The organism is Acinetobacter sp. NIPH 1852 (assembly GCF_022549455.1).
Classification (GTDB): Bacteria; Pseudomonadota; Gammaproteobacteria; order Pseudomonadales; family Moraxellaceae; genus Acinetobacter.
This window is the reverse complement of sequence record NZ_JAKZGG010000029.1, coordinates 1-19,471: the sequence shown is the minus strand read 5'-3', so window position 1 is coordinate 19,471 and position 19,471 is coordinate 1. Positions and strand designations below refer to the sequence as shown.

Below are 19,471 nucleotides of genomic sequence, written 5' to 3'. Positions count from 1 at the left end.
TTATGGAGTTTGGAAAACTTAAACACCGCATTACCGTTCAGAAATATACTGAATCTCAAGATGATAATAACCCTGAATATTTAACTAAGGAATGGGTTGAATATTGCACTGTTTGGGCGGATGTTCAGGATCTTTCAACCAGAGATACATTACAGGCTCAGTCAATTGGCTCTACATTACAAGCGCGTGCTGTGATTCGTTATAGCTCTAAAGCTGTATTAATTGATAGCACCATGCGCATATTGTTCGAAAGTAAGTTTTATCAAATAAACGGTAATCCAAAACGTGATTTACACAATCGTAAAACTTATATCACTCTCGAACTGAGTGAGGGGCTAAAGGAATGGATATAGTAAAGTTTGAGTTAACTGGTGATAAGCAGATTTCTAAACGACTTAATCAACTCAGTAATCCTCAGATAGCTAAAAAACTGGCAGTTCGTTCGGCTCGTAAAGCTATGACACTGGTCAAGAATGCCGCTGTTGCAAATGCAAGTTTAATTGATGATCCTGAAACATCAGAACAAATCTCAAAAAATATCGTTGTCCGAGCTGGAAAATCTAAAGATAGGAATTCTGTGCGGATGCGAGTTGGTGTGAAAGGTGGTACTGAGTTTTGGCGCATACATAAAAATATGGTTCGCAAAAACAATACAAGTGGTGAGAATGAGCGTGTACCAAACCCTTATTACACACCTGTACCCAACAATACTTCATATTGGTGGCATGTGGAGTTAGGTACTAGGTACTCAATGGCTGTTCCATTTCTACGACCAGCATTGGATAACAATATTGAAGTTGTTACTCGAACATTTTCAGTTGATTTTATGGCGGGTATAGATGAGGAGTTGAGGAAAATCCAATGATTCCAATACGCACAATTCTGAATGATGCACCATCTGTTACAGCGTTATTAAAGGGGAGTGATGGTGTGTTGCGAGTTTATCGAGATTTGGCAAGTGAGGGAGTGCAATACCCTTATGCTGTGTGGACGTTAGTCAGTGGCCATGCCATCGACAACGTAGATGTTCCTGCGGTGGATGACAGTATTGAAATACAGATCGATGTTTATGCTAAGACTGAACAAGACCGAGACAATGTATTTAAAGCGGTGCGAAATGTATTAAAGCATCACAGCATTATTAATAACTTTCCAAATATTGGTTCAGGTGTTCCTGGTATTTACAGAGGGACGTTCACATGTGGCTGGTTGATCGAGGCCTAAAGATTTTATTTTAAAGATAGCGACCTAAATGGTCGTTTTTTATTGCCTATTGTTTGAGGAGTAGCTACTCATGGCGCGTATTAAAGTTCAAAAAACCCAAGTATTTTATTTTAATGGAACTGCAATCGTTCCTGTGGTCTGTGCAAAAACAATTGATTTAGGTCAGGACAGTGAAGAAGATGTTGATGTAACTTGTCTTGATTCTGATGAGGTTGATAGTGATGCAGGTCAAGTCACACCCGGTGAAGGTTCACTTGCAATTGACTTTGATGATGAAAACTCATCACATCTTCAATTATTAGCCTTATCTAAAACAGATCCAAAGCAAACAGTACACTGGTATCTAGGTTCTTCACACAGTACTGATGGACCAACTGTGACAGGGGGCGCGGTAACATTACCAACAACACGGACATGGTGGGAGTTTGATGGATATCTTAAACGTGCAGCGCCAACTTTTGAAAAAGGACAACATGTTGGATATTCATTCCCACTGAAACGCCGTTCTTCAGTCCAAGAAACAATCCGTACTATTGGACCATAATCATGAAAAGTATTAAGGATCTTAAGCGTGTCACCAAAATTGGTGCGCCTGTTAAGCGGACTGTGGCATGGGTCGTCATAGCAGATGACGATAATATTGATTTTCTACGTGAACAAACGGGTAATAGTGAAATCGTTTTGGGGGAATTGGTAGATTTAGAAGGTCAGGTTTTTATTAAAAAACTTAGCTTTAATGATACATCTGAAACTTCAAAGGCCATCGAGTGGGATATTGACTACGACAATATTGAAAACTCAAAGGTAAAGGCTGTGGATCATCGACAATTACAGGCTGCGCAGTTGTTAGGTTCAGTTTGTGAAGATTTAGACGGCAAGCTTTTCTTTAGTTCCGTAGATGATGTTCTTTGCTCAGATCCTAATTTCATTAATGCCTTATATGCCGTTTCCAGTGAGGTTAATAATTTTTCGGGAAAGTCTCGGACAAAGAGTTCTCAGAAAATGAATTCTGGTGCGAGCTTGTTATCAATGGAATCGGTGGAAACACCATTGGAGAAGCCAAGCGAAACCTAAGCAATGCCGAGTTTCAAATATGGAGAGCCTATCGTGAAAGACGAGGCTCTCTTTTTATTGGCCGCCGTATTGAGCAGGCTTTTGGAAGTTTCATGGCCTTTTATCACAATGGCAAAGTGAAAGAGGAAGATTATCTCGAACCTGCTCTTTTTATGCCACATGAGGATAAACCTAAAGAAATCGAGATCACGTTGGATGAAGCTATGGAAAATGGGTTTCGATGAAAGTGAACCGTCAGTTGGCGGTTTTTTTATTGTCTGGAGAAAAGTATGGCGACCAATCTTGGTACTTTGACATTAAATCTTATTGCAAATACAGGATCATATACACAAGGTTTGCGAAATGCTGAAAGTTCAACAGACTCAGCCTTTAAAAAAATGCGTGGTGCAGTTAATACCTATGGCAATGTTGTTGGTGCTGTAGCAGCGAGTGCGATTGTTGGATTGGCTGGTCTAGCATATCAAACAGCACAAAGTGCGGTAGAGCTTGAGAAATTTGCACTGCGAGCAAACTCATCAACCCAAGAGTTTCAAAAGATGGCGGTAGGTGCTGCTGCCTATGGTATCCAACAAGAAAAACTCTCTGACATGTTGAAAGATTTCAATGAGAGACTGGGAGAGTTTACAACGATCGGCTCAGGGGAAGCGGTAGACTTTTTTGAGCAGATCGCAACCAAAACCGAGGGTAGTGCTGCTGGTGCCAAAAAACTTGCACTAGAAATGCAAAAATTAAGTGGTCCAGATGCTTTGCAACTTTATGTCGATAAGATGCAGGAAGCAGGTGTAACACAACAGCAGATGTCATTTTATTTAGAAAGCATGGCATCAGACATGACAGACCTTATCCCATTGTTGATCAATGGTGGTGAAGGAATGAAAATTTATTCAGATGCTGCTGAACGTGCCGGTTTAGTGATGAATGAAAAAACAATTGCATCATCAAAGATTTTAAAAGAGCAAGTATATCTATTAGATTTGCAGTTGCGCGGAGCAAAAAACCAACTTATGCAAGCTGTTATTCCTGCTTTCGTAGATATAGCAGGAGCATTCTTTAGTGGCTCAGAACAAGGCCTACAATTTACTGAAGTTGCAGATGGTGTCGCAAAATCGTTGAAAGGTGTTGCATCAGTAGCGATTGGTGCGGTGACAGCGATTCAGCTTGTAGGTAAAACACTGGGTGGAATGGCTGCTGTTGGTGGAGCGATTTTAAGTGAAGCTAATTGGTATGAAATGAATCCAATTGGATTTGTTAAAGCTGCTTATGATGCTAGAAAAGAAATCGGTGCACTTACAACGGAAATAAAGTCTGATTTACATAATACGGTAATCGGTGCGGCTGAACGCATGGATAAAATGTGGGAGGGCAATGACGCTTCAACAGCAAAACAAATGGCTAGCTTGAAAGAGTTATCTAAAACTCAATCTGGTGTAACCAAAGGTCTTGATGAATGGGTTGATAAACAGAATAAATCTAGTGATGCCACTAAAAAAAATTCAAAAGCCCAAACAGACTTAAATAGACTCCTTGAAGAACAAGCTCAAATTCGAAAATCATTAACTTATGAGTTTTCCACTGATCTTCAACGAATGAAAATTGATTACGAAAGAGTGCTAGCAGATATTAACGATGCCAATTTCTCTCCAGCATTACGTAGTCAATTTTTATCTGCTGCAAAAGCTAGATTTGAAGATGAGCAAGTTCTTTATAAGATGAAGCAGGCTTTTGAACTTCAGGAACATAAGGTAAATGGAGAAGCAAAAGTCAAAGCAACATTTATTATTGATCAGCAAATCATCGCAAATCGAACAGATATAAATACTGCTGAAAAACAACAGTATTTGAATGCACTGCAAGAAAAACATACTCGAGCAATGGCTTGGTTGAGGCTTGAGCAGAACATGCGTCTAAACGATGCATCACAAGTATTTCAAACTGACATGCAGAATATTGCAGCTAAGTACGAGTTTGAGCGTCAGCAAATCATCTTAAACAGTCAATTTAGCAAAGATGAGCGTCAAGCATTAATCGATGCATCTCGTATAACAGAAAGCATGGATCAAGCCCAAGGGCGGGATGCAGCATTGTATGGGATGTTGAATGCTTCGGGTATTGATACGACACAAGAGGAAGCAGCGGCCCAACGTGCTGAAGCTTTTCAGGCAGCATTGGACTGGCAGTTGATTACTCAAGAAGAGTATCAGCAAAAGATGCTTGAAAGTGAAAGTCAGTATTATCGTGCTAAAGCAGTGTTAGGTTTGCAAGATGCAGCTAATACAACTGCTGGAATGGCTGATCTGATGGGAAGCTTACTTGGTAAACAATCCGCTGGTTATAAAGCTATGTTTATTGCATCCAAGATGTTTGCACTTTCCAAAGTAATTTTGAATGCACCTGAAACATTCTCGAATGTGTATAACTCTGTTTCAGCAATTCCAATGATCGGTCCATATATTGCGCCAGTTGTTGCTGGTGGTGCTTTAGCAGTTCAACTTGGTCAGGCCGCACAAATCAGATCAATGAATTTACAGGGCTTTGCCGCTGGTGGACATATTACTGGTAAGGGAACTGGTACAAGTGATGATATTCCGATTTGGGCATCTAATGGTGAATATATGCTTCGTGCTGCCGCTGTTGAAAAATTAGGATTGGATAATCTTGATTACATCAACCGTACTGGTATGTTGCCGTCAAGATTTGCGACAGGCGGCTTAATTGGTAAAGAACGTTTCTTATCAACATCAAGCCAAGGCAATCCGCGTGGTGATGGTTTGAGTGTCAACGTTTATACATTGCCTGGTACCACATCTGATGTAACTGAAAATAGTGATGGTTCGTTGGATATTCGAATTAGAAGGCTTGCAAGGGATGAAGTAAAACAAGGCTTTGCTAATCTCAACCAAGCAAACTCATTTGAGTCAAAACAAGTTAGAAACAACATAGCAGCAGGGCGTGTGCGATAGAGCTACACGTATAAGAGGGCAATAGATACATATGTATAAGAGGAAAATTAATGAGCCGCTTTCGAGCGGCTTTTTAGTGCCTGATTTTTAAGGAGAAACTCATTAAGGATTTACCACCTTTATACAGTGTATTAATCCAGTGTTCACACTTGAGTTTTCCAGTCCTAAAAAAAGCAAAAAACCCAGTGCTACCAACACTAGGGTTTTCAATCAACTTAACCGACGAGATCAAGGAGAAAATATATCGTATGGAACATGTTAAACCATTATTGGAGTTAATTAAAGTGTCTATAGAAAAGTATGGCCTTTGGCAAACAATACTGGCATTTATGATTTTGTTTTCAGTGCCAATATTAATATGGAAGTTAGATGTAATAATTGCAGCTATCAAAGCTTAGAGCCGACCTAAAATGGGTCGGTTTTTTTATGTGTGTAATGAGGGTATAAACTGTGAATAAACTCGATCTTTGCCCACTTCAATCAAGCTATTCGGTCAAATACGGCACATCAGTTGAACGAATAGCATTAAGAGGTGGATTTGGTCGATATATTCAAACTAAAAACGCGAAAAAACATCTTGTAGATGTGGCCTTTACACTTCGTGAAGATGACTTCACATATTTCAGAGCATTTTATCTAAATTGGCAGCTTAACCCGCTGCCTTTTTTAATGCCTTTAATTATTGAAGACAGCGCATTTAGAGAATATATCGCTCAGTTTGTGCCTGATTCTTTCTCATTTAATGAGTTGAGCGGAAAAATTTTTAAAGTCTCGGTGCAGCTTGTTGTTGTGACTTCTGAAGTGCAGATTCTAACTTCAAAGCCATATCCAACATATTTATTAGAAAGCATTGCATATCACATACCGCAACTGGGTGCTCAACAAGTCAATAACTATGTAGATATGGGTATTGAGGCAGGCAACTACAGTCTAGGTATTGCTGAGGTATCAAGCCGTGAAGTTCTGAATAAATACTCTTATGTTGAAGATTCTAGCTACAGCATAGGGGTCCAAGGCGTTCAGATCACAAAGCAAACATCTTATTTAACTTACGCAGCGCCTGATATTGAAGCATCAGATTATTCAGTTGGTGTTCATGATGTGCAAATCACAAAAACAGTAGCTTATATACCGTATACCAGCGATACAGAATCAAGTGATTACAGTATCAGCATTCATGGGGTGCAGATTACAAATTAGGAGAAATTTGAAATGACAATGGTAAACATCCGAAATGAAATCGGTGCGACTTTTAAAATGCGTACCTTCAAAGCTGATGGTATTACAACAAAAGAAACGAGCGAATTTCATAACATTGTTCTAGATACTGGTTTGCAGCGTATGGGAGTAGGTGCATGGGCAAACGTATGTAGAGTTGGGACTGGAAGCTCTACGCCAGTTGTCAGTCAGACACAGCTAGATAGTACACTTGCAACTGCGACAACTCTGCAAAACTCAGCATATAGTATGAATACCACCACAAAGCCTTATTACTATAGTATTCAGCATACTTTTCGATTTGGAGAGGGTGCAGCGGCAGGTAACTTGACAGAAGTAGGTTTAGGGTGGACACAAACAGGACAAAACCCTTGCTGGAATCGAGCTTTAATTAAAGATGCAAACGGCAATCCAACAACTTTGACTGTACTTTCAGATGAGTTTTTAGATGTAACTACAGATATTAGATTCTATCCATCTGAATATATAACTGGTTCTTTTGACTTTAAAAATAAACTTGGAGATGTGATTAGTTCTCATACTGTAAATGGTTATGTGCACATGATTATACCCTCTAATGGTACAAACGTTGGAGTCAATATCTCATCTGTGAATTTATATTCTAATGCTGCCCTAGTTGAAAGCCCAACTGCAAATATGACAGGCTCAAACTTAGGGGCTGCTAGTGGTGGAAATATTACCAATACGCTGATAGCTCCAACAACATTAAGGGCGGCTGCGAAATTCGTATTAACACAGGGAAATGGTATCTGCTCAGGTATTCTAGTTAATTTACAGGGATGGCATAGGCCGAATGGAGCACCTGCAACTTTTTACAAAGCCTTAATTGATCCCCCAATCACCAAAACAAACGAAATGGAAATAACGTGGACGATAGACTTAACTTGGGGGCGATATGTTACCTGATGGTGAACTTTCAACAAGCAGCGTTTATGCTGCTTTTTTAGTGCCACATCGTATTGATGAGTTAATCGATTACGAATGGGGTGGTATTGATTTGTATGATGCATCACAGGGCTTACAAGCCAAGTTATGGACTTGTTTTTATGAAAGTGGAGTCATCAAAGCCAAAGCAGATCAAGTGATGCATGACTTAATCACTGTCGATGATGTGACAGCATTAAGCTTTGCATTTGATTTAAATATGCGCCCTGTTGTGACTTATGTTGTAAATCATGAAGTATTTTTGTGGTGGTATGACACTGCAGTTGCACAGCATGTGACAACGAGTTTCGGTAGTTTGATTATTACCCCACAGTTATCACTTGATGATCACCGTTCAATTTATTCAGCAAATGCAGATGTGATTTTTGCATATATTAAAGCAGAGCAACTTTGTATTCGATTGCAACGAGATCGTTATCAAATTGAGTATGAGCTGGGAGCAGGACAGGTACTCATTCAAATCGGGATGATGACCAACAACAGATTTGGATTTGCTACAAAGATCATGAACGGTTTTGATCTGTTTTTAGATCAGATGTATGTCGATGCTCGAAATAAAGCATTACGTTTTGATTATCTGGATCTGTGTCCACTGCAGGCATCTTATAGTGTTCAATTCGGAAATAGCGTCATCAAAGCTGAAGGACTAAATGAAGATGTCTTGAGAACCCAATTTGAAAATATAGAGAATGTGGTGTCGATCGCTTACAACCTGAAAGAAAAAGACTTTGATTATTTCATGTCATTTTTCAGAGTCTGGCAGCATAAACGCAAGCCGTTTTATATTGATCTTGTTCTAGATCAACGACCACTCACTCAGTATTTAGCGCATTTCATACATGACAGCGTTTCGATGACGAAAAGTGGTGCAGTGTTTAAAGTAAGTGCTCAGTTATTTATCTTGAATAATGATCTTGATAAGTCTGCAATTAAAACAATAGCGGAGTCACGGAATGTCAGAGCTTGAGAGTTTTTTATACGGTCCAGATAACGCCTATTTGATTGAGTGTATCGAGATAAATCATAGTCTCTGGCCAAAGCCATTGCGCTATGTGACCAACGTCTCTGAGGGAGTGACTGTTATTCAAGACAGCCAACCCACTTTCTATGAATATGCAGTATTGAAGATTGATCGGGGCAGCGTCAGTGATGATCTTGATCAGAAGTTAGCGATAACTGTCGGGGATTTGGGCAAAGTCATTCCTGGTCTTGTTGATCAAATTATTGAGCAAGTATCACTTGAGCGACCGCAAGTTACTTATCGAGCGTATTCAAGCATTGATTTATCAAATCCAATTTTGCAGATCGATCACTTAGAAGTCACAAGTCAGAACAACGACTATCAAGGAACGACATTTGAAGCTGAAGCAGAGCAGCTTAATGAAGTTGGTACTGGATTGTTATTCACAAAAGAGAATTTTCCGACCTTGGTTGGCTTTTACTAATGAGGTAAAGAAATGATTGAATTTCACGATAGCATTCACTCAGTTGACTACATGATTGATCTAAAAGACATCTCAAATATTGAGCGACGTTTCCGTAGTAGCCGCGGATCTGAGTCAAACTATGATGTTATTTTCACGTTTAAAAGCGGAAAAGTTATCGAAATGACTTTGAGTGATTCCGATGTAACTCGGCTTTCAAGTGCTGTGGAAAATACATAAATAGCGAGTACAGCGAATGAGAGATTTTAATCTGCAATTGCTTTCAATATTTGAAATGCAATACAACGTTAAGAATTATCATTGTGTTCATTTCGTGATTGATGCTGCAAGACAGTTGCTAGGTCAAGATTATTCAAAAAGCTTTATTGGTTTGACTGCATCGCTAAATGATTCCATTCAAACATCAAGACAGACAGTCATTCAAAACAAGCGACTGAAAGAACCGCGACAAGGATGCATTGTCCTTATGACAAGCCTTACGGGAAATAATCACGTAGGGCTTTTTTATTGCGGCAAGGTTTTGCACTTGAATGAATCGGGCACTCAATATCTATCACTAAACAGCATGAACTGCTTCTACACAAGGTTTAGATACTATGAGCCACTTACAGATTTATGAAGATCCGCTTGATGCAAGCACGATCACGATTGAGCAGACTGATAATGTTTTGCGTCGATTCTTAGAAATTAAAGCGAAATTTACACAAGCACGAATTTATAAAAATACGCCTTGTCCTGAAAATGAAGTTACCCCAATTGATAAAGTCACTGCATTAAAATTGTTAGATGCAGGACCAGAGGATCAATTTCATATTGTTTGTCATGCTGGTGACATCATTTCAGCAGTGAACTATGTTGTCGTTAAAATATTTGGTTCTATTGTTAATGCTTTAGTGACTGTGCCGACTTTAAGCAGCAATGCTCAAGATAAAGGTTCAAGCAATAATGATTTAACCAGTCGTGAAAACAAGCAGCGGATTGGCCAACGTGTTGCGGACCCATTTGGAAAGATAAAATCTATTCCTGATTTGATTGCGCCAAGCTTTGTTTATTATATAAACAAGCAAGAAGTTGAAGAGTCGTTGATGTGTTTAGGTCGTGGTTATTATCACATTCAAGACATCAAAGATGGTGATACCACTTTATCTACAATTGCCGGATCCGCATGTTCAATCTATGAGCCAAATACCAGCATCATTGGTACACCACAAATCAAGATTGGTGAAGATTTTACAGATAACCCATTAGTCGCTAAATCATGTACTGCGATCAACGGCCAGACGGTCAATGAAGGTACTGAAGACATTACAAATAGTGATGTCGATTTTCAGCTCACAGCGCTCTATCCCAATCGGCTGCAATCACTCAATTCATCCGTTGATATGCGTGATTATTTTCAAATTGGTAACTCAATTTTATTGAGTATGGATACAGTCGGTGTCGCTGATTTGAGTGTATCAGCGAATTGTGTACCCAAAAGTACAGGTGAATTGCATATTCAAACGGCTGAAGTCCTGCATAACTTGAATTACAAATCCCTGCTGATTACCTCGTTGATGCTTGATGACCTGAACTTAGCAGGTAATTACCAAGTATCGAGTATTGCCCAAGTTGTAGATGGGTATATCTGTAACCTAGTTAATCCCGAGAACGTAAACTCAAATTGGTCATTGATTGTAGATCTAGATGAAAAGTCTGCTTTCTTTTCTGGGATTTTGCAAAACAATGCCGATTCAATCGACTTGGGTGGTGAATATCCATCTATTTTAGATGTCGGGATTAACTACATCGATCTAGAAGTTCCAACGGCATTACAGGATCAATGGGATAAGTTGCAAAGCATTACGCTCGGTCAAGTGGACATGGACATTAAAAAGATCGTGTCAAGCTGGCTGGGTTGGTTTTATATTGATTACAACGATATCAAAGAGCTGATTTTTAACTTCTATCTGCCACAAGGTCTACAGGTTATTCGAAAAAAAGGATACCGACATACTGATATTGTTGATTACACAATCGAATACCAAGAAATATCAAATGGCTTGCCAACTGGCCCAGTATTCACGCATACGCATAGAGTACAAGACAATACCACAGTGGGCTTTGGTGTATCGAGCCGTATTCAGCTTGCATCAACATTTGCGGATGGTGTGCGGTTTAGAGTTAAGAAAGCACCTGAACAATGGCGAAATGAAGTACAGCAGCGACTTCGTGATTTGAAACTCAAATCAGTTTACGCATGCTCAGTATCAAACAAGCTCATTTATAAAGATGTAACGATCGTACGCACTAAAACCATCGGTACCAATGAAGCAACAAGCGTTAAAAACCGTATGTTGAATTGTATCGCCACACGTAAGCTTTTTACATATCGAACCGGCTTTAAGTCAGTAGCGAGAATCCCGACAAGTAATTTTGCTGATATTGTTTGTGCGATTACGACCGATGAATTGATTGGGCGTAGAGATATAAGCATGCTTGATGTCGCTAATCTCTATGCAGTGGCAGATGAGGTCGATGCTTATTTTGGTGTGCCGATTCAGTTTAACTACACATTTGATGATGTCAAGATGTCTTATGAAGAGACACTTACAATGATTGCGAATGCAGTGTTTTGTGATGCACGCCGTGAATCAAACAAAGTTTTCTTTGTATTTGAGAAACCGCAACAAGTACCGACTTTATTGTTCAATCACAGGAATAAAAAACCTGAAAGCGAGAAGCGTTCTGTCAATTTTGGTGTAAACAAAGACTATGACGGGGTAAAACTCAAATGGGTCGATCCGACTGATTCTTGGTCTGAATCTGAAATCAAGTTGCCAAATGATAATGTGGTCAATGCGCGAGAATTGGAAATTAAAGGCATTACCAATCTTCAGCAAGCGATGCTTTTAGCGCATCGGACTTTGAACAAGTTGCTTTATCAGAAGAAGACTGTTGAATTTTCGGCTTATAGTGAAGCTGATCTCGTCACTCGAAATGACTTAATTCTTGTTGCTGATGATACGCGTCCGATGCTGATTAGTTCAGGATCTGTCATTGATCAAGATGGACTGTATTTAACGTTGTCACAGCCGTGTGTACTAGAACAAGGTGAAAATTATGTCATTCATCTTCAATTGCCAAATGGCCAAGTGGACGTTGTTCAGGTGACACAAGGAGACAGAGAGCGAGAAGTCTTATTAGCACGTGCACCAACTTCGCAGCTTGTTATTGAGTACGAGGGGAATATCAGTTGTTCAACCTATCTGGTTACGACCGACACGCACAGCAAGCGAGATTTATTTTTGATTACTGAAAAGTCTGGTGATGGTACTGAGCCTTCAATCACTGCAATAAACTACACTGATCAATATTATTTAAATGATAAAGACTATGTCTGAATCAATAACCGCTAAAAGGCGGTTATTTTTCCATTCGTCAGTTTTTAACTACAAATTTAGATAAATATATATACTAAACGTTCAATTAAAAGAAGGATTAATCCGTGAAAAAAATAATCTTAGGGTCTTTGATTAGTGTAATAACAATGGGTAGTTCATTTGCAGCTTGCACTTATAATTTTGATGCATCAGCAGCACAAATTGCGCAACTAACCGACTCCTCAGTAGACAGGTTTCCTATTGTTAATAATCAAAAGGTTGCATTTAATATCATAGCTAAGGATGGGGTGAAAGGTTATGCTGCATATAGCTCCAGTTACGCTGCAACTCGAATTTCTGGTGGTGAGGATGGCGATATTGCAATTCCTACTAGTGGTATTTTTGCATATGAATATAAAATTAAAGTTCCAACTAATTTGTTGAATGGGGAAGAAGCATTACTTTTTGCACCGTTAGCAGCATTTGGAACCCTGAACAATGAGAATACTCAAGCTATAACATTGGCTTACTCAAACAACACGTCAACCAATCCTAATAAAAATGAATTTAGACTATTCATGAATATGTCGGGTAATAGCTTTGATATGCCTGTTGTTACTACTGCCAGTGGATACCAAACAATAGGTATCTATGTAAATATGAATACAGGGCAAGTAGGAGTTGTACATAATGGTGTAAATAAAGGTTATGTTACATCTATTACTAAGGCTTTTAATAGATTGGCATTTGCTAATCTGGTGGGTCAATACAATTTTGCAAATAACTCTTCATATTTAGGTCAAGAGATTTCTATAGAATTAATTACGGATAGTACTAAGCTTCAGAATACGTATCCTCAAGGCACAAAAGACATTTGTGGTACAACACTTTAAACATAGACCTCCTTCGGGAGGTTTTTTATTACCAATCAATAACCGCCGAGAGGCGGTTTTTTACATCTGGAGAAATGAAAAATGGCAGAGCCAGTAAGTAGCGGTGTTGGAGTAGCTACAGCAATAAAAATGTATGGCATGTGGTTTCTGATGGTCATTGCAGCCTTGGCATTTGCACTGGGGTATCTTGTGGTGATTATGACGCGAATGCCTCGATCACGTAGCGAGTGGGTGGTGAGTTTAATCACTACCTTAGTTGGAAGTATCGCAGGAGGTGGTTTCATCATCCAGCATTTTGGACTACATGATTATGCAACAACTTGGGCAGGGCTATGTGCTTTAGGTGGTTTGTTCTTCGCATCAGGTTTACCAATATGGGCAATCATTCGTTGGACTTTTAATTATGTGAATGAACGAGAGGATTCAACAATTTTTGAAGTAGTGAAGGAAGTAAAGGACTTCAAAGATAATTTTTAATTGATGCCGCCGTTTGGCGGTTTTTTGTATTAGGTGCAATTCCTCATTAACGCTTAAGTTTTGCATACAAGTCGAAAAGTAAACGGAAGTCTTTCCGCCTAATACGGAAAGACTTTTTTTCTTATAGTTGCTTTATCAATAAACAAACGAGGAGATCAATGAGGATATATGTACTAAAAAGCAAAAACCCCAGTGCGCCAACACTAGGGTTTTCAAATCCACTTAACCCATAAGCAAAGGGGAAATAAATCTGTATGGAACATTTTAAACCAATAGTGGAGTTAATAAAAGTGTCTATTGAAAAGTATGGCCTATGGCAGACGATCGTGGCATTTATTCTATTGTTTTCCATACCAATCTTAATGTGGAAGTTGGATGTAATTATTGCCTCTATAAAAGCATGAACCAACTTAAAACAACTGCGCCACCTCTGGGTGGCTTTTTTACGCCTAAAGGAAAGCAAAAATGAACATTGAACAATATCTTAATGAATTGATAACGTGAAGGTGGGTATGTAAATAATCCTGCTGACCGAGGAGGAGCGACCAAGTTTGGTATCACTGAAGCGGTTGCACGTGCGAGTGGCTTTAAAGGTCACATGCGAGATTTGCCATTGGATGTGGCCAAAGGCATTTATCGGAAACAGTATTGGATCTCGCCACGATTTGATCAAGTGAATACGATCAGTGCCGCCGTGGCTGAAGAACTACTCGATACAGGTGTGAACTGCGGGACTGGCTTTGCCAAACCATTACTGCAACGAGCTTTGAATCTTTTGAACAATCAAGGTAAAGGCGGATGGCCAGATTTGGTTATTGATGGAATCTATGGTTCAGAAACTTTGAATGCATTTAAAACCTATCTCAGAAAGCGCGGTAAAGAGGGTGAAAAGGTCTTAATCCGAGTGCTCAACATCATGCAAGGGCAGCGCTATATCGAAATATGCGAACGTAACCCTACACAGGAGCAGTTCTTTTATGGCTGGATCAACAATCGAATCGCATAACAAACTAGTTCATCATTACAAACGCTCATGGTCATCATTGATTGTGAGTGTTTTAGTTTTGTGCTTACTTTCAGGCTGTTCAGCGCATACGATCAATAGCAATGTAAATGTTGGGATATGTGTAAAAGCCCTCTGATGAGGGCTTTGTTCGTATCTATGATCATTCAAGTTCTAGTTGATGGTCATCTTTGGTCACTTTAATTTTTAATTTTTTATATTTGCGTTTGTTTGGATTGACTGCAGAATTGTTTACTTCATCTGCAAAAGTCTTGTCTTTCATGAGGCTTGAATACGCTTTATATCCTAAAATAATCCGCGTGGGTTGGTATCCATTTCTATTTACATAGTATTCAATAGTTGAATTTAATTCATTTAGAAGACTTGTATCACTCATTTCAAAAATGCTTCACTTTTAAGAGTTCATTGAAGAATAGTGTAAATTAAGTAAAATATCTATATGAATTTAAACATTTTTATAAGGAATGCTTGTCATAAAACTGTAATATTTCATGCTGAATTTTATTCATTGTATTGTGATCTAAAAAACTCTTAATTTTATAAAGGATTTTTGTACTCAGATTGCGGACATTGCAATTGGCTAGAGAAGGCATGGCTTGATAAAAATAAAATAAATAATCCAAAAAATCATGGTTTATCTGATATTTGAAATTGTGGTAATTGCAAAGGTAGAATCAAAATTAATTCCAAATGCTTAACCCATTGGTATCTCCTCATCCCTTGGTTTTCTCACATTCTTAACAAACCGTTCTTCCATTGCACCATACTTTTTAAAGTTTTCACGTGCTTGGTTAAGTGAAGGCTCGTTAGCACCACCGCCGTAATCATGATCTTCTGCTTGTATGGGATCATCCTCCCAGAAGCATACAGGGCAGATGTCATATTCGCCGTTTGATGGTTCACCTCTGGTTAGGTAGCCGCAGCATAAACACGGGTAGAGCATTATATTTTCTTATTTAATTGACAAAGTTTAAATATAGCAATAAAAGTTAGTTGATAAATCAGCTATTTAGCAATAATTAATAATTTTTAAGTGAATGGGGGAGAAATTGATAGAACATTTGTGGAAGGTATTTGAACTTTATCTCAATCGCAAAGATAAGTTTATAAAAGCAGAAGAACGTTTAAAACGTCGATTGACGTTCTTTGAAGAGGTCAAAAAGCTAGATAAAAATAATGATCTAGATGAGCATGAAAAAAGAGTGATAAGAAACAGTTTGGCCCAAATCGTGTGTGGAAGTCGTCTTGTAGATTATGAGCTTGTAGAGTACTACTATCGTCATAAGAAATTCCGTAACTTTGAAGTGATTGTTCCAATTGTTGCATTCTGGGATGAATCGATAGTGAAAGAATATGACAGTTCAGGAAAAATAGAGCTGATAAAAATTGAGGAAAAGAAATATAGAGCTGAGAAAACAAACTCAATATCAAGTTTGGTTTTTATTTTTGGGATAGCTATTTTGTTTATTCTATTTTATCAAGGAGTCATTGATGCTTTTGTTCAAGTATTCCATATGGACTCATACGTAGCTTTATATGTATGTGGGGCTTTATTTTTGATTGTTAATTTTTTAGTTCTGTTTGCAATTTATGGGGTTCTAACTGTTTTTGATTTACGCAGATTAATTGAAGATCGGTAGATCAACATAGCAACGACATTACACTAGACAGAATATTCAGCTTAACCTCTGGATTTATTAATCTTAAACTGTTAACTTTTGCAACTACTATTCAAGGATATGAATCAATCAGTGATTCTAGAAATTTGTAGCTGTTAGTTGGGGTTATGGGTTTTAATTTCAGAAAAAGCGTCAAGATCATGCCTGGGGTTAAATTGAACATTACTAAAAAAGGAGTTAGTAGTGTTTCAGTGGGTAAGAATGGTGCGCGAGTCAACGTGGGGAAAAAGGGAACGAAAACTACTGTTGGTATATAGGGGGGTGGTTTGTCTTATTCAAGTTATACGCCAAGGAATAAGGAAGCCTCTAACACTGGAAGTCAGCAATCATCGCAAAAGAAAACAAGATTCAGCACTGTCAATCTTGTGATCATTTGTTTTGTTGTTCTTTTCATTATATTTATAGTATTCAGTTTATACAGATCATTTGGTAGATTAGAGATTCTAATGAAAAAAATAATTGCTTTATTCATCATCGCATTCATATCAAGTTCAGCAATTGCAGAAACATTAATTCCAAGAAGTGTTGGTGGTGACAAAGGAAAATACTATTTACTTGAGTCTAAGCAGAATGGGAATACCATTACCGCGATTCATAAACGTGTAGGTGTATATGATACTTATTACACTAAGACTGAAACAAATTGCTCGACTATGAAAATGCGTGAAATTGGTGGAAGTGAAGTTTCGGTTAAAGATATCAAACCAAATCCAACTAAATGGTTTGATTTGGTGCAAGGCTCTAGCAAAAGTGATTTAGCTAATTTTTTATGTAAGCGAAAATAATCATTTTATTTAAACGAATATATTAATTAAAATTTAGGTAAATTTATGTTAAAGCAAATAGGTATAGAGAATTTCAAGGCATTTGCTGATCTTCAGGAAATAAATTTAGCACCAATTACATTAATTTATGGAGCTAACTCTTCGGGTAAGAGTTCAATTATTCATTCATTAATGGTTTTAAAACAATCTATTTTATTTCCAAATTTAAAAGGTGGGATATATTCAGACAAAAGAATATTAGATGTTGGTAACTATGCAACCATGGTTTATTCTCATGATTTTAATAGAGATATTTCTATTAAGTTAATATTTGCGGATAAGGTGTCTAATAAGTTTAATCTTCAAGAAAAACTATCTACTAAATTTGTTTATACATACTTTGATAATAAAAAAAGCACTAGAGACTCTCAAGGTTTTTCTTTTATAAAAAGTATAGATTTTGAAGATGCAAATAGAAGAAAAAACTTTGGATATAGTTTATCTAATAAATATGATGGAATTAATAATAATACGACTAGAAGTTTTAATTTGGAAGTTAATTCAAAATACAACATCCAATTAGATAAAAATAATATCCTTCATAAAGAAGATTTACAAGAAATCTTGAGTTGTTTTGAATTTAATGCTGAAGAAGAACATCCAATACCAAAGGCAGCTGGTTTAGAGGGAACAAAATTTATCGACTTGTTAAAAAAGCTAGATAAAGAAGGTAAAGAAAGTACTCTTTTTGAGACTATGAATTTCTTAACTCAGAAGCTAAGCACAAATTCAAATTTAATAAAAAAAGAATTTAAAAAATTAAGTTATTTAGGGCCGCTAAGAAGTAATCCAAAGCGCTATTATTCAATAGATACTGAGTTTGAAATATCTGTAGGTAAAGAAGGAGAAAACCTTGCATATTTTTTAAAAAATAATCAATACCTGCTAACTAGTAAAATCAATATATGGTTTGAAAAATTTAATATTCCATATGTATTTACTCCAAAACCTATCGGGGAGAAAAATTCTGAGCCTTTAATGCAAATTGAACTTAAAGATTTAAGAAATAATGTAAAAGTTTCACCTCTAGATGTAGGGTTTGGAATAGGACAAATCTTACCAATCTTGGTTGAAGGTATTATTAGAGAAGATTCTGTGATATGTGTAGAGCAACCAGAAATTCATTTACATCCTAAGCTTCAAGCTGAATTAGCTGAATTTTTTGCAGAGACCTGTAAAAATAATCAGTGGATTATTGAGACTCATAGTGAGGCTCTAATGTTGAGAATTCAGAAATTAATAAGAAGTAAGAAAGTGATTAATGGCAAAAGATTAAAACCTGAAGATGTCTCAATCTTATATGTAGTACCTAGTGATAAAGAGAATGATAGCGAAGGTGCGGAAGTTATTCAGATAAGACTAGATGATGAGGGTGACTTTATAGATTTTTGGCCTGAAGGCTTTTTTGAAGAACGTATTAGAGAAAAGAGATAAGAGATTTTTATAATGTTAACTGAATTTTCTTTAGATAATACTTTTTTTGAATCTGAGCATCTAGATAGTAAGAGTAATAACAGGTCATTTATTGAAAAGTGGAAAGAGTATGGAGTACTAATTTTAACTGATGGTCAAAGTGAAGAAGATTTTCTTGAAAAGTTAAAAGAGAAAATTAAAAATAAAAAGATACCAGCTAATGTATATCAAGATTGGCAAAGTGCTTTTTTAGAAAATAAGATTTTTTTATCTTCTAAAAGATGGGCTAGTTTTTGTGAGTATTCTGATTATACTGAAATTTTATCATTAAATGATCAGTTTAAAACAGGGATTACTGAAGAAACATCATTTGGTTTGGTTGAGATTTTACCTAATTACATTGCATGCTGTCCTAAAACAAATTTTGAAATTATAGAATTTGATGATTATTCTTCTTCAAAAAATATTCAGAAATCATATTGTGAAGCAAGAGTTGATATTCTTAGAGATTCTGAGATTGATGAAGTTTGGGATAAAAAATTCCATACACTTGCTAAATATTCAAAAAATATTGTAATTATTGATAGATATTTTTTTGAAAATCTTCGAGAGGATATTGGTGTTAAGCGCAAGACGAGTATAGAATCTTTCTTAGATTTTCTAATGAAATACTCTAAAAAATATAATTTTACTATTATATCAATTGGTGGCAAGAATCAAAGTGATGAACAATTTCCAGTGGCTTTGTTGCACAAAGATTTGAAATGCAAAGCGCCCCTAATTGAGCCAAATTTAAGGCGTAACTTGGGTAAGTGGGCGACCTAATTCCGTAAATCTGTTAAGGACTGCTACACGTGCATGGATCTCATTCACTTGGCTATCAAAACTCCTTGCACTGAGTTTATCTCCTAA

21 protein-coding genes and 2 pseudogenes are annotated in these 19,471 nt (G+C 37.2%); 20 read left to right on the top strand and 3 right to left on the bottom strand.

Going from position 1 to position 19,471, the window contains the following annotated elements; genetic code table 11:
- From MMO38_RS16055 to MMO38_RS15990, 15 genes and pseudogenes are all read left to right on the top strand, one after another.
- Positions 1-353 (top strand): phage head closure protein (locus MMO38_RS16055; protein WP_241317391.1); only part of this gene is annotated, 353 nt, incomplete at its 5' end.
- On the top strand, positions 344-865 hold the full coding sequence (locus MMO38_RS16050) for an HK97-gp10 family putative phage morphogenesis protein (protein WP_241324142.1): 522 nt from the start codon (positions 344-346) through the stop codon (positions 863-865). The genes MMO38_RS16055 and MMO38_RS16050, both read left to right, overlap by 10 nt.
- Positions 862-1,224: a DUF3168 domain-containing protein gene (locus MMO38_RS16045; RefSeq protein ID WP_241324141.1), complete on the top strand. Its 363-nt coding sequence runs from the start codon at positions 862-864 to the stop codon at positions 1,222-1,224. The genes MMO38_RS16050 and MMO38_RS16045 overlap by 4 nt, the downstream gene beginning before the upstream one ends.
- Before the next feature lie 70 nt (positions 1,225-1,294).
- Positions 1,295-1,768, top strand: coding sequence for a phage tail tube protein (locus tag MMO38_RS16040; RefSeq protein WP_241324140.1), 474 nt, complete (start codon positions 1,295-1,297; stop codon positions 1,766-1,768).
- A complete protein-coding gene (locus tag MMO38_RS16035; protein WP_241324144.1) occupies positions 1,765-2,298 on the top strand; it encodes a phage tail assembly chaperone family protein, TAC in 534 nt (177 codons plus the stop codon). Before MMO38_RS16040 ends, MMO38_RS16035 begins: the two co-directional genes overlap by 4 nt.
- A 92-nt stretch (positions 2,299-2,390) precedes the next feature.
- Positions 2,391-2,522: a hypothetical protein gene (locus tag MMO38_RS16665; protein WP_277602888.1), complete on the top strand. Its 132-nt coding sequence runs from the start codon at positions 2,391-2,393 to the stop codon at positions 2,520-2,522.
- A 45-nt stretch (positions 2,523-2,567) separates the two neighbouring features.
- Complete coding sequence (locus tag MMO38_RS16030; RefSeq protein ID WP_241324139.1) at positions 2,568-5,258, top strand: hypothetical protein; 2,691 nt, start codon at positions 2,568-2,570, stop codon at positions 5,256-5,258.
- 450 nt (positions 5,259-5,708) lie between these two features.
- Positions 5,709-6,458, top strand: a complete 750-nt coding sequence (locus MMO38_RS16025) for a hypothetical protein (RefSeq protein WP_241324138.1) — start codon at positions 5,709-5,711, stop codon at positions 6,456-6,458.
- 12 nt (positions 6,459-6,470) lie between these two features.
- A complete protein-coding gene (locus tag MMO38_RS16020; protein ID WP_241324137.1) occupies positions 6,471-7,403 on the top strand; it encodes a hypothetical protein in 933 nt (310 codons plus the stop codon).
- Entirely contained in the window at positions 7,393-8,409 is a 1,017-nt protein-coding gene (locus MMO38_RS16015; RefSeq protein ID WP_241324136.1) for a hypothetical protein, read from the top strand. Before MMO38_RS16020 ends, MMO38_RS16015 begins: the two co-directional genes overlap by 11 nt.
- Positions 8,396-8,887, top strand: a complete 492-nt coding sequence (locus MMO38_RS16010; RefSeq protein ID WP_241324135.1) for a hypothetical protein — start codon at positions 8,396-8,398, stop codon at positions 8,885-8,887. Before MMO38_RS16015 ends, MMO38_RS16010 begins: the two co-directional genes overlap by 14 nt.
- 596 nt (positions 8,888-9,483) lie before the next feature.
- A complete protein-coding gene (locus MMO38_RS16005) occupies positions 9,484-12,270 on the top strand; it encodes a host specificity factor TipJ family phage tail protein (RefSeq protein ID WP_241324134.1) in 2,787 nt (928 codons plus the stop codon).
- Positions 12,271-12,374: 104 nt separating this feature from the next.
- Positions 12,375-13,142, top strand: a complete 768-nt coding sequence (locus MMO38_RS16000) for a DUF4882 family protein (protein WP_241324133.1) — start codon at positions 12,375-12,377, stop codon at positions 13,140-13,142.
- A gap of 81 nt (positions 13,143-13,223) precedes the next feature.
- Positions 13,224-13,619, top strand: coding sequence for a hypothetical protein (locus MMO38_RS15995; protein WP_113997092.1), 396 nt, complete (start codon positions 13,224-13,226; stop codon positions 13,617-13,619).
- 465 nt (positions 13,620-14,084) lie between these two features.
- Positions 14,085-14,625 (top strand): annotated as a pseudogene (locus MMO38_RS15990) (glycosyl hydrolase 108 family protein).
- A gap of 160 nt (positions 14,626-14,785) precedes the next feature.
- Here the strand turns inward: MMO38_RS15990 and MMO38_RS15985 are convergent.
- Positions 14,786-15,019, bottom strand: a complete 234-nt coding sequence (locus tag MMO38_RS15985) for a hypothetical protein (protein WP_241324132.1) — start codon at positions 15,017-15,019, stop codon at positions 14,786-14,788.
- A 318-nt stretch (positions 15,020-15,337) separates the two neighbouring features.
- A complete protein-coding gene (locus tag MMO38_RS15980; RefSeq protein ID WP_241324131.1) occupies positions 15,338-15,586 on the bottom strand; it encodes a CPCC family cysteine-rich protein in 249 nt (82 codons plus the stop codon).
- Positions 15,587-15,692: 106 nt separating this feature from the next.
- On the opposite strand from MMO38_RS15980, the gene MMO38_RS15975 reads away from it, so the two are divergent.
- From MMO38_RS15975 to MMO38_RS15955, 5 genes are all read left to right on the top strand, one after another.
- Positions 15,693-16,283 (top strand): hypothetical protein, encoded by a 591-nt coding sequence (locus MMO38_RS15975; RefSeq protein ID WP_241324130.1) that lies wholly within the window; start codon positions 15,693-15,695, stop codon positions 16,281-16,283.
- Between the two features lie 146 nt (positions 16,284-16,429).
- Positions 16,430-16,579, top strand: coding sequence for a DUF4236 domain-containing protein (locus MMO38_RS16710; protein WP_347006126.1), 150 nt, complete (start codon positions 16,430-16,432; stop codon positions 16,577-16,579).
- 189 nt (positions 16,580-16,768) lie between these two features.
- Entirely contained in the window at positions 16,769-17,107 is a 339-nt protein-coding gene (locus tag MMO38_RS15965) for a hypothetical protein (protein WP_241324143.1), read from the top strand.
- Between the two features lie 45 nt (positions 17,108-17,152).
- Positions 17,153-18,580: a DUF3696 domain-containing protein gene (locus MMO38_RS15960; protein ID WP_241324129.1), complete on the top strand. Its 1,428-nt coding sequence runs from the start codon at positions 17,153-17,155 to the stop codon at positions 18,578-18,580.
- A gap of 12 nt (positions 18,581-18,592) precedes the next feature.
- A complete protein-coding gene (locus MMO38_RS15955; protein ID WP_241324128.1) occupies positions 18,593-19,384 on the top strand; it encodes a hypothetical protein in 792 nt (263 codons plus the stop codon).
- On the opposite strand, the pseudogene MMO38_RS15950 reads toward MMO38_RS15955, so the two are convergent.
- Positions 19,352-19,471: pseudogene (locus MMO38_RS15950) on the bottom strand (IS5/IS1182 family transposase); the annotation flags it as partial. The gene MMO38_RS15955 and the pseudogene MMO38_RS15950 overlap by 33 nt on opposite strands.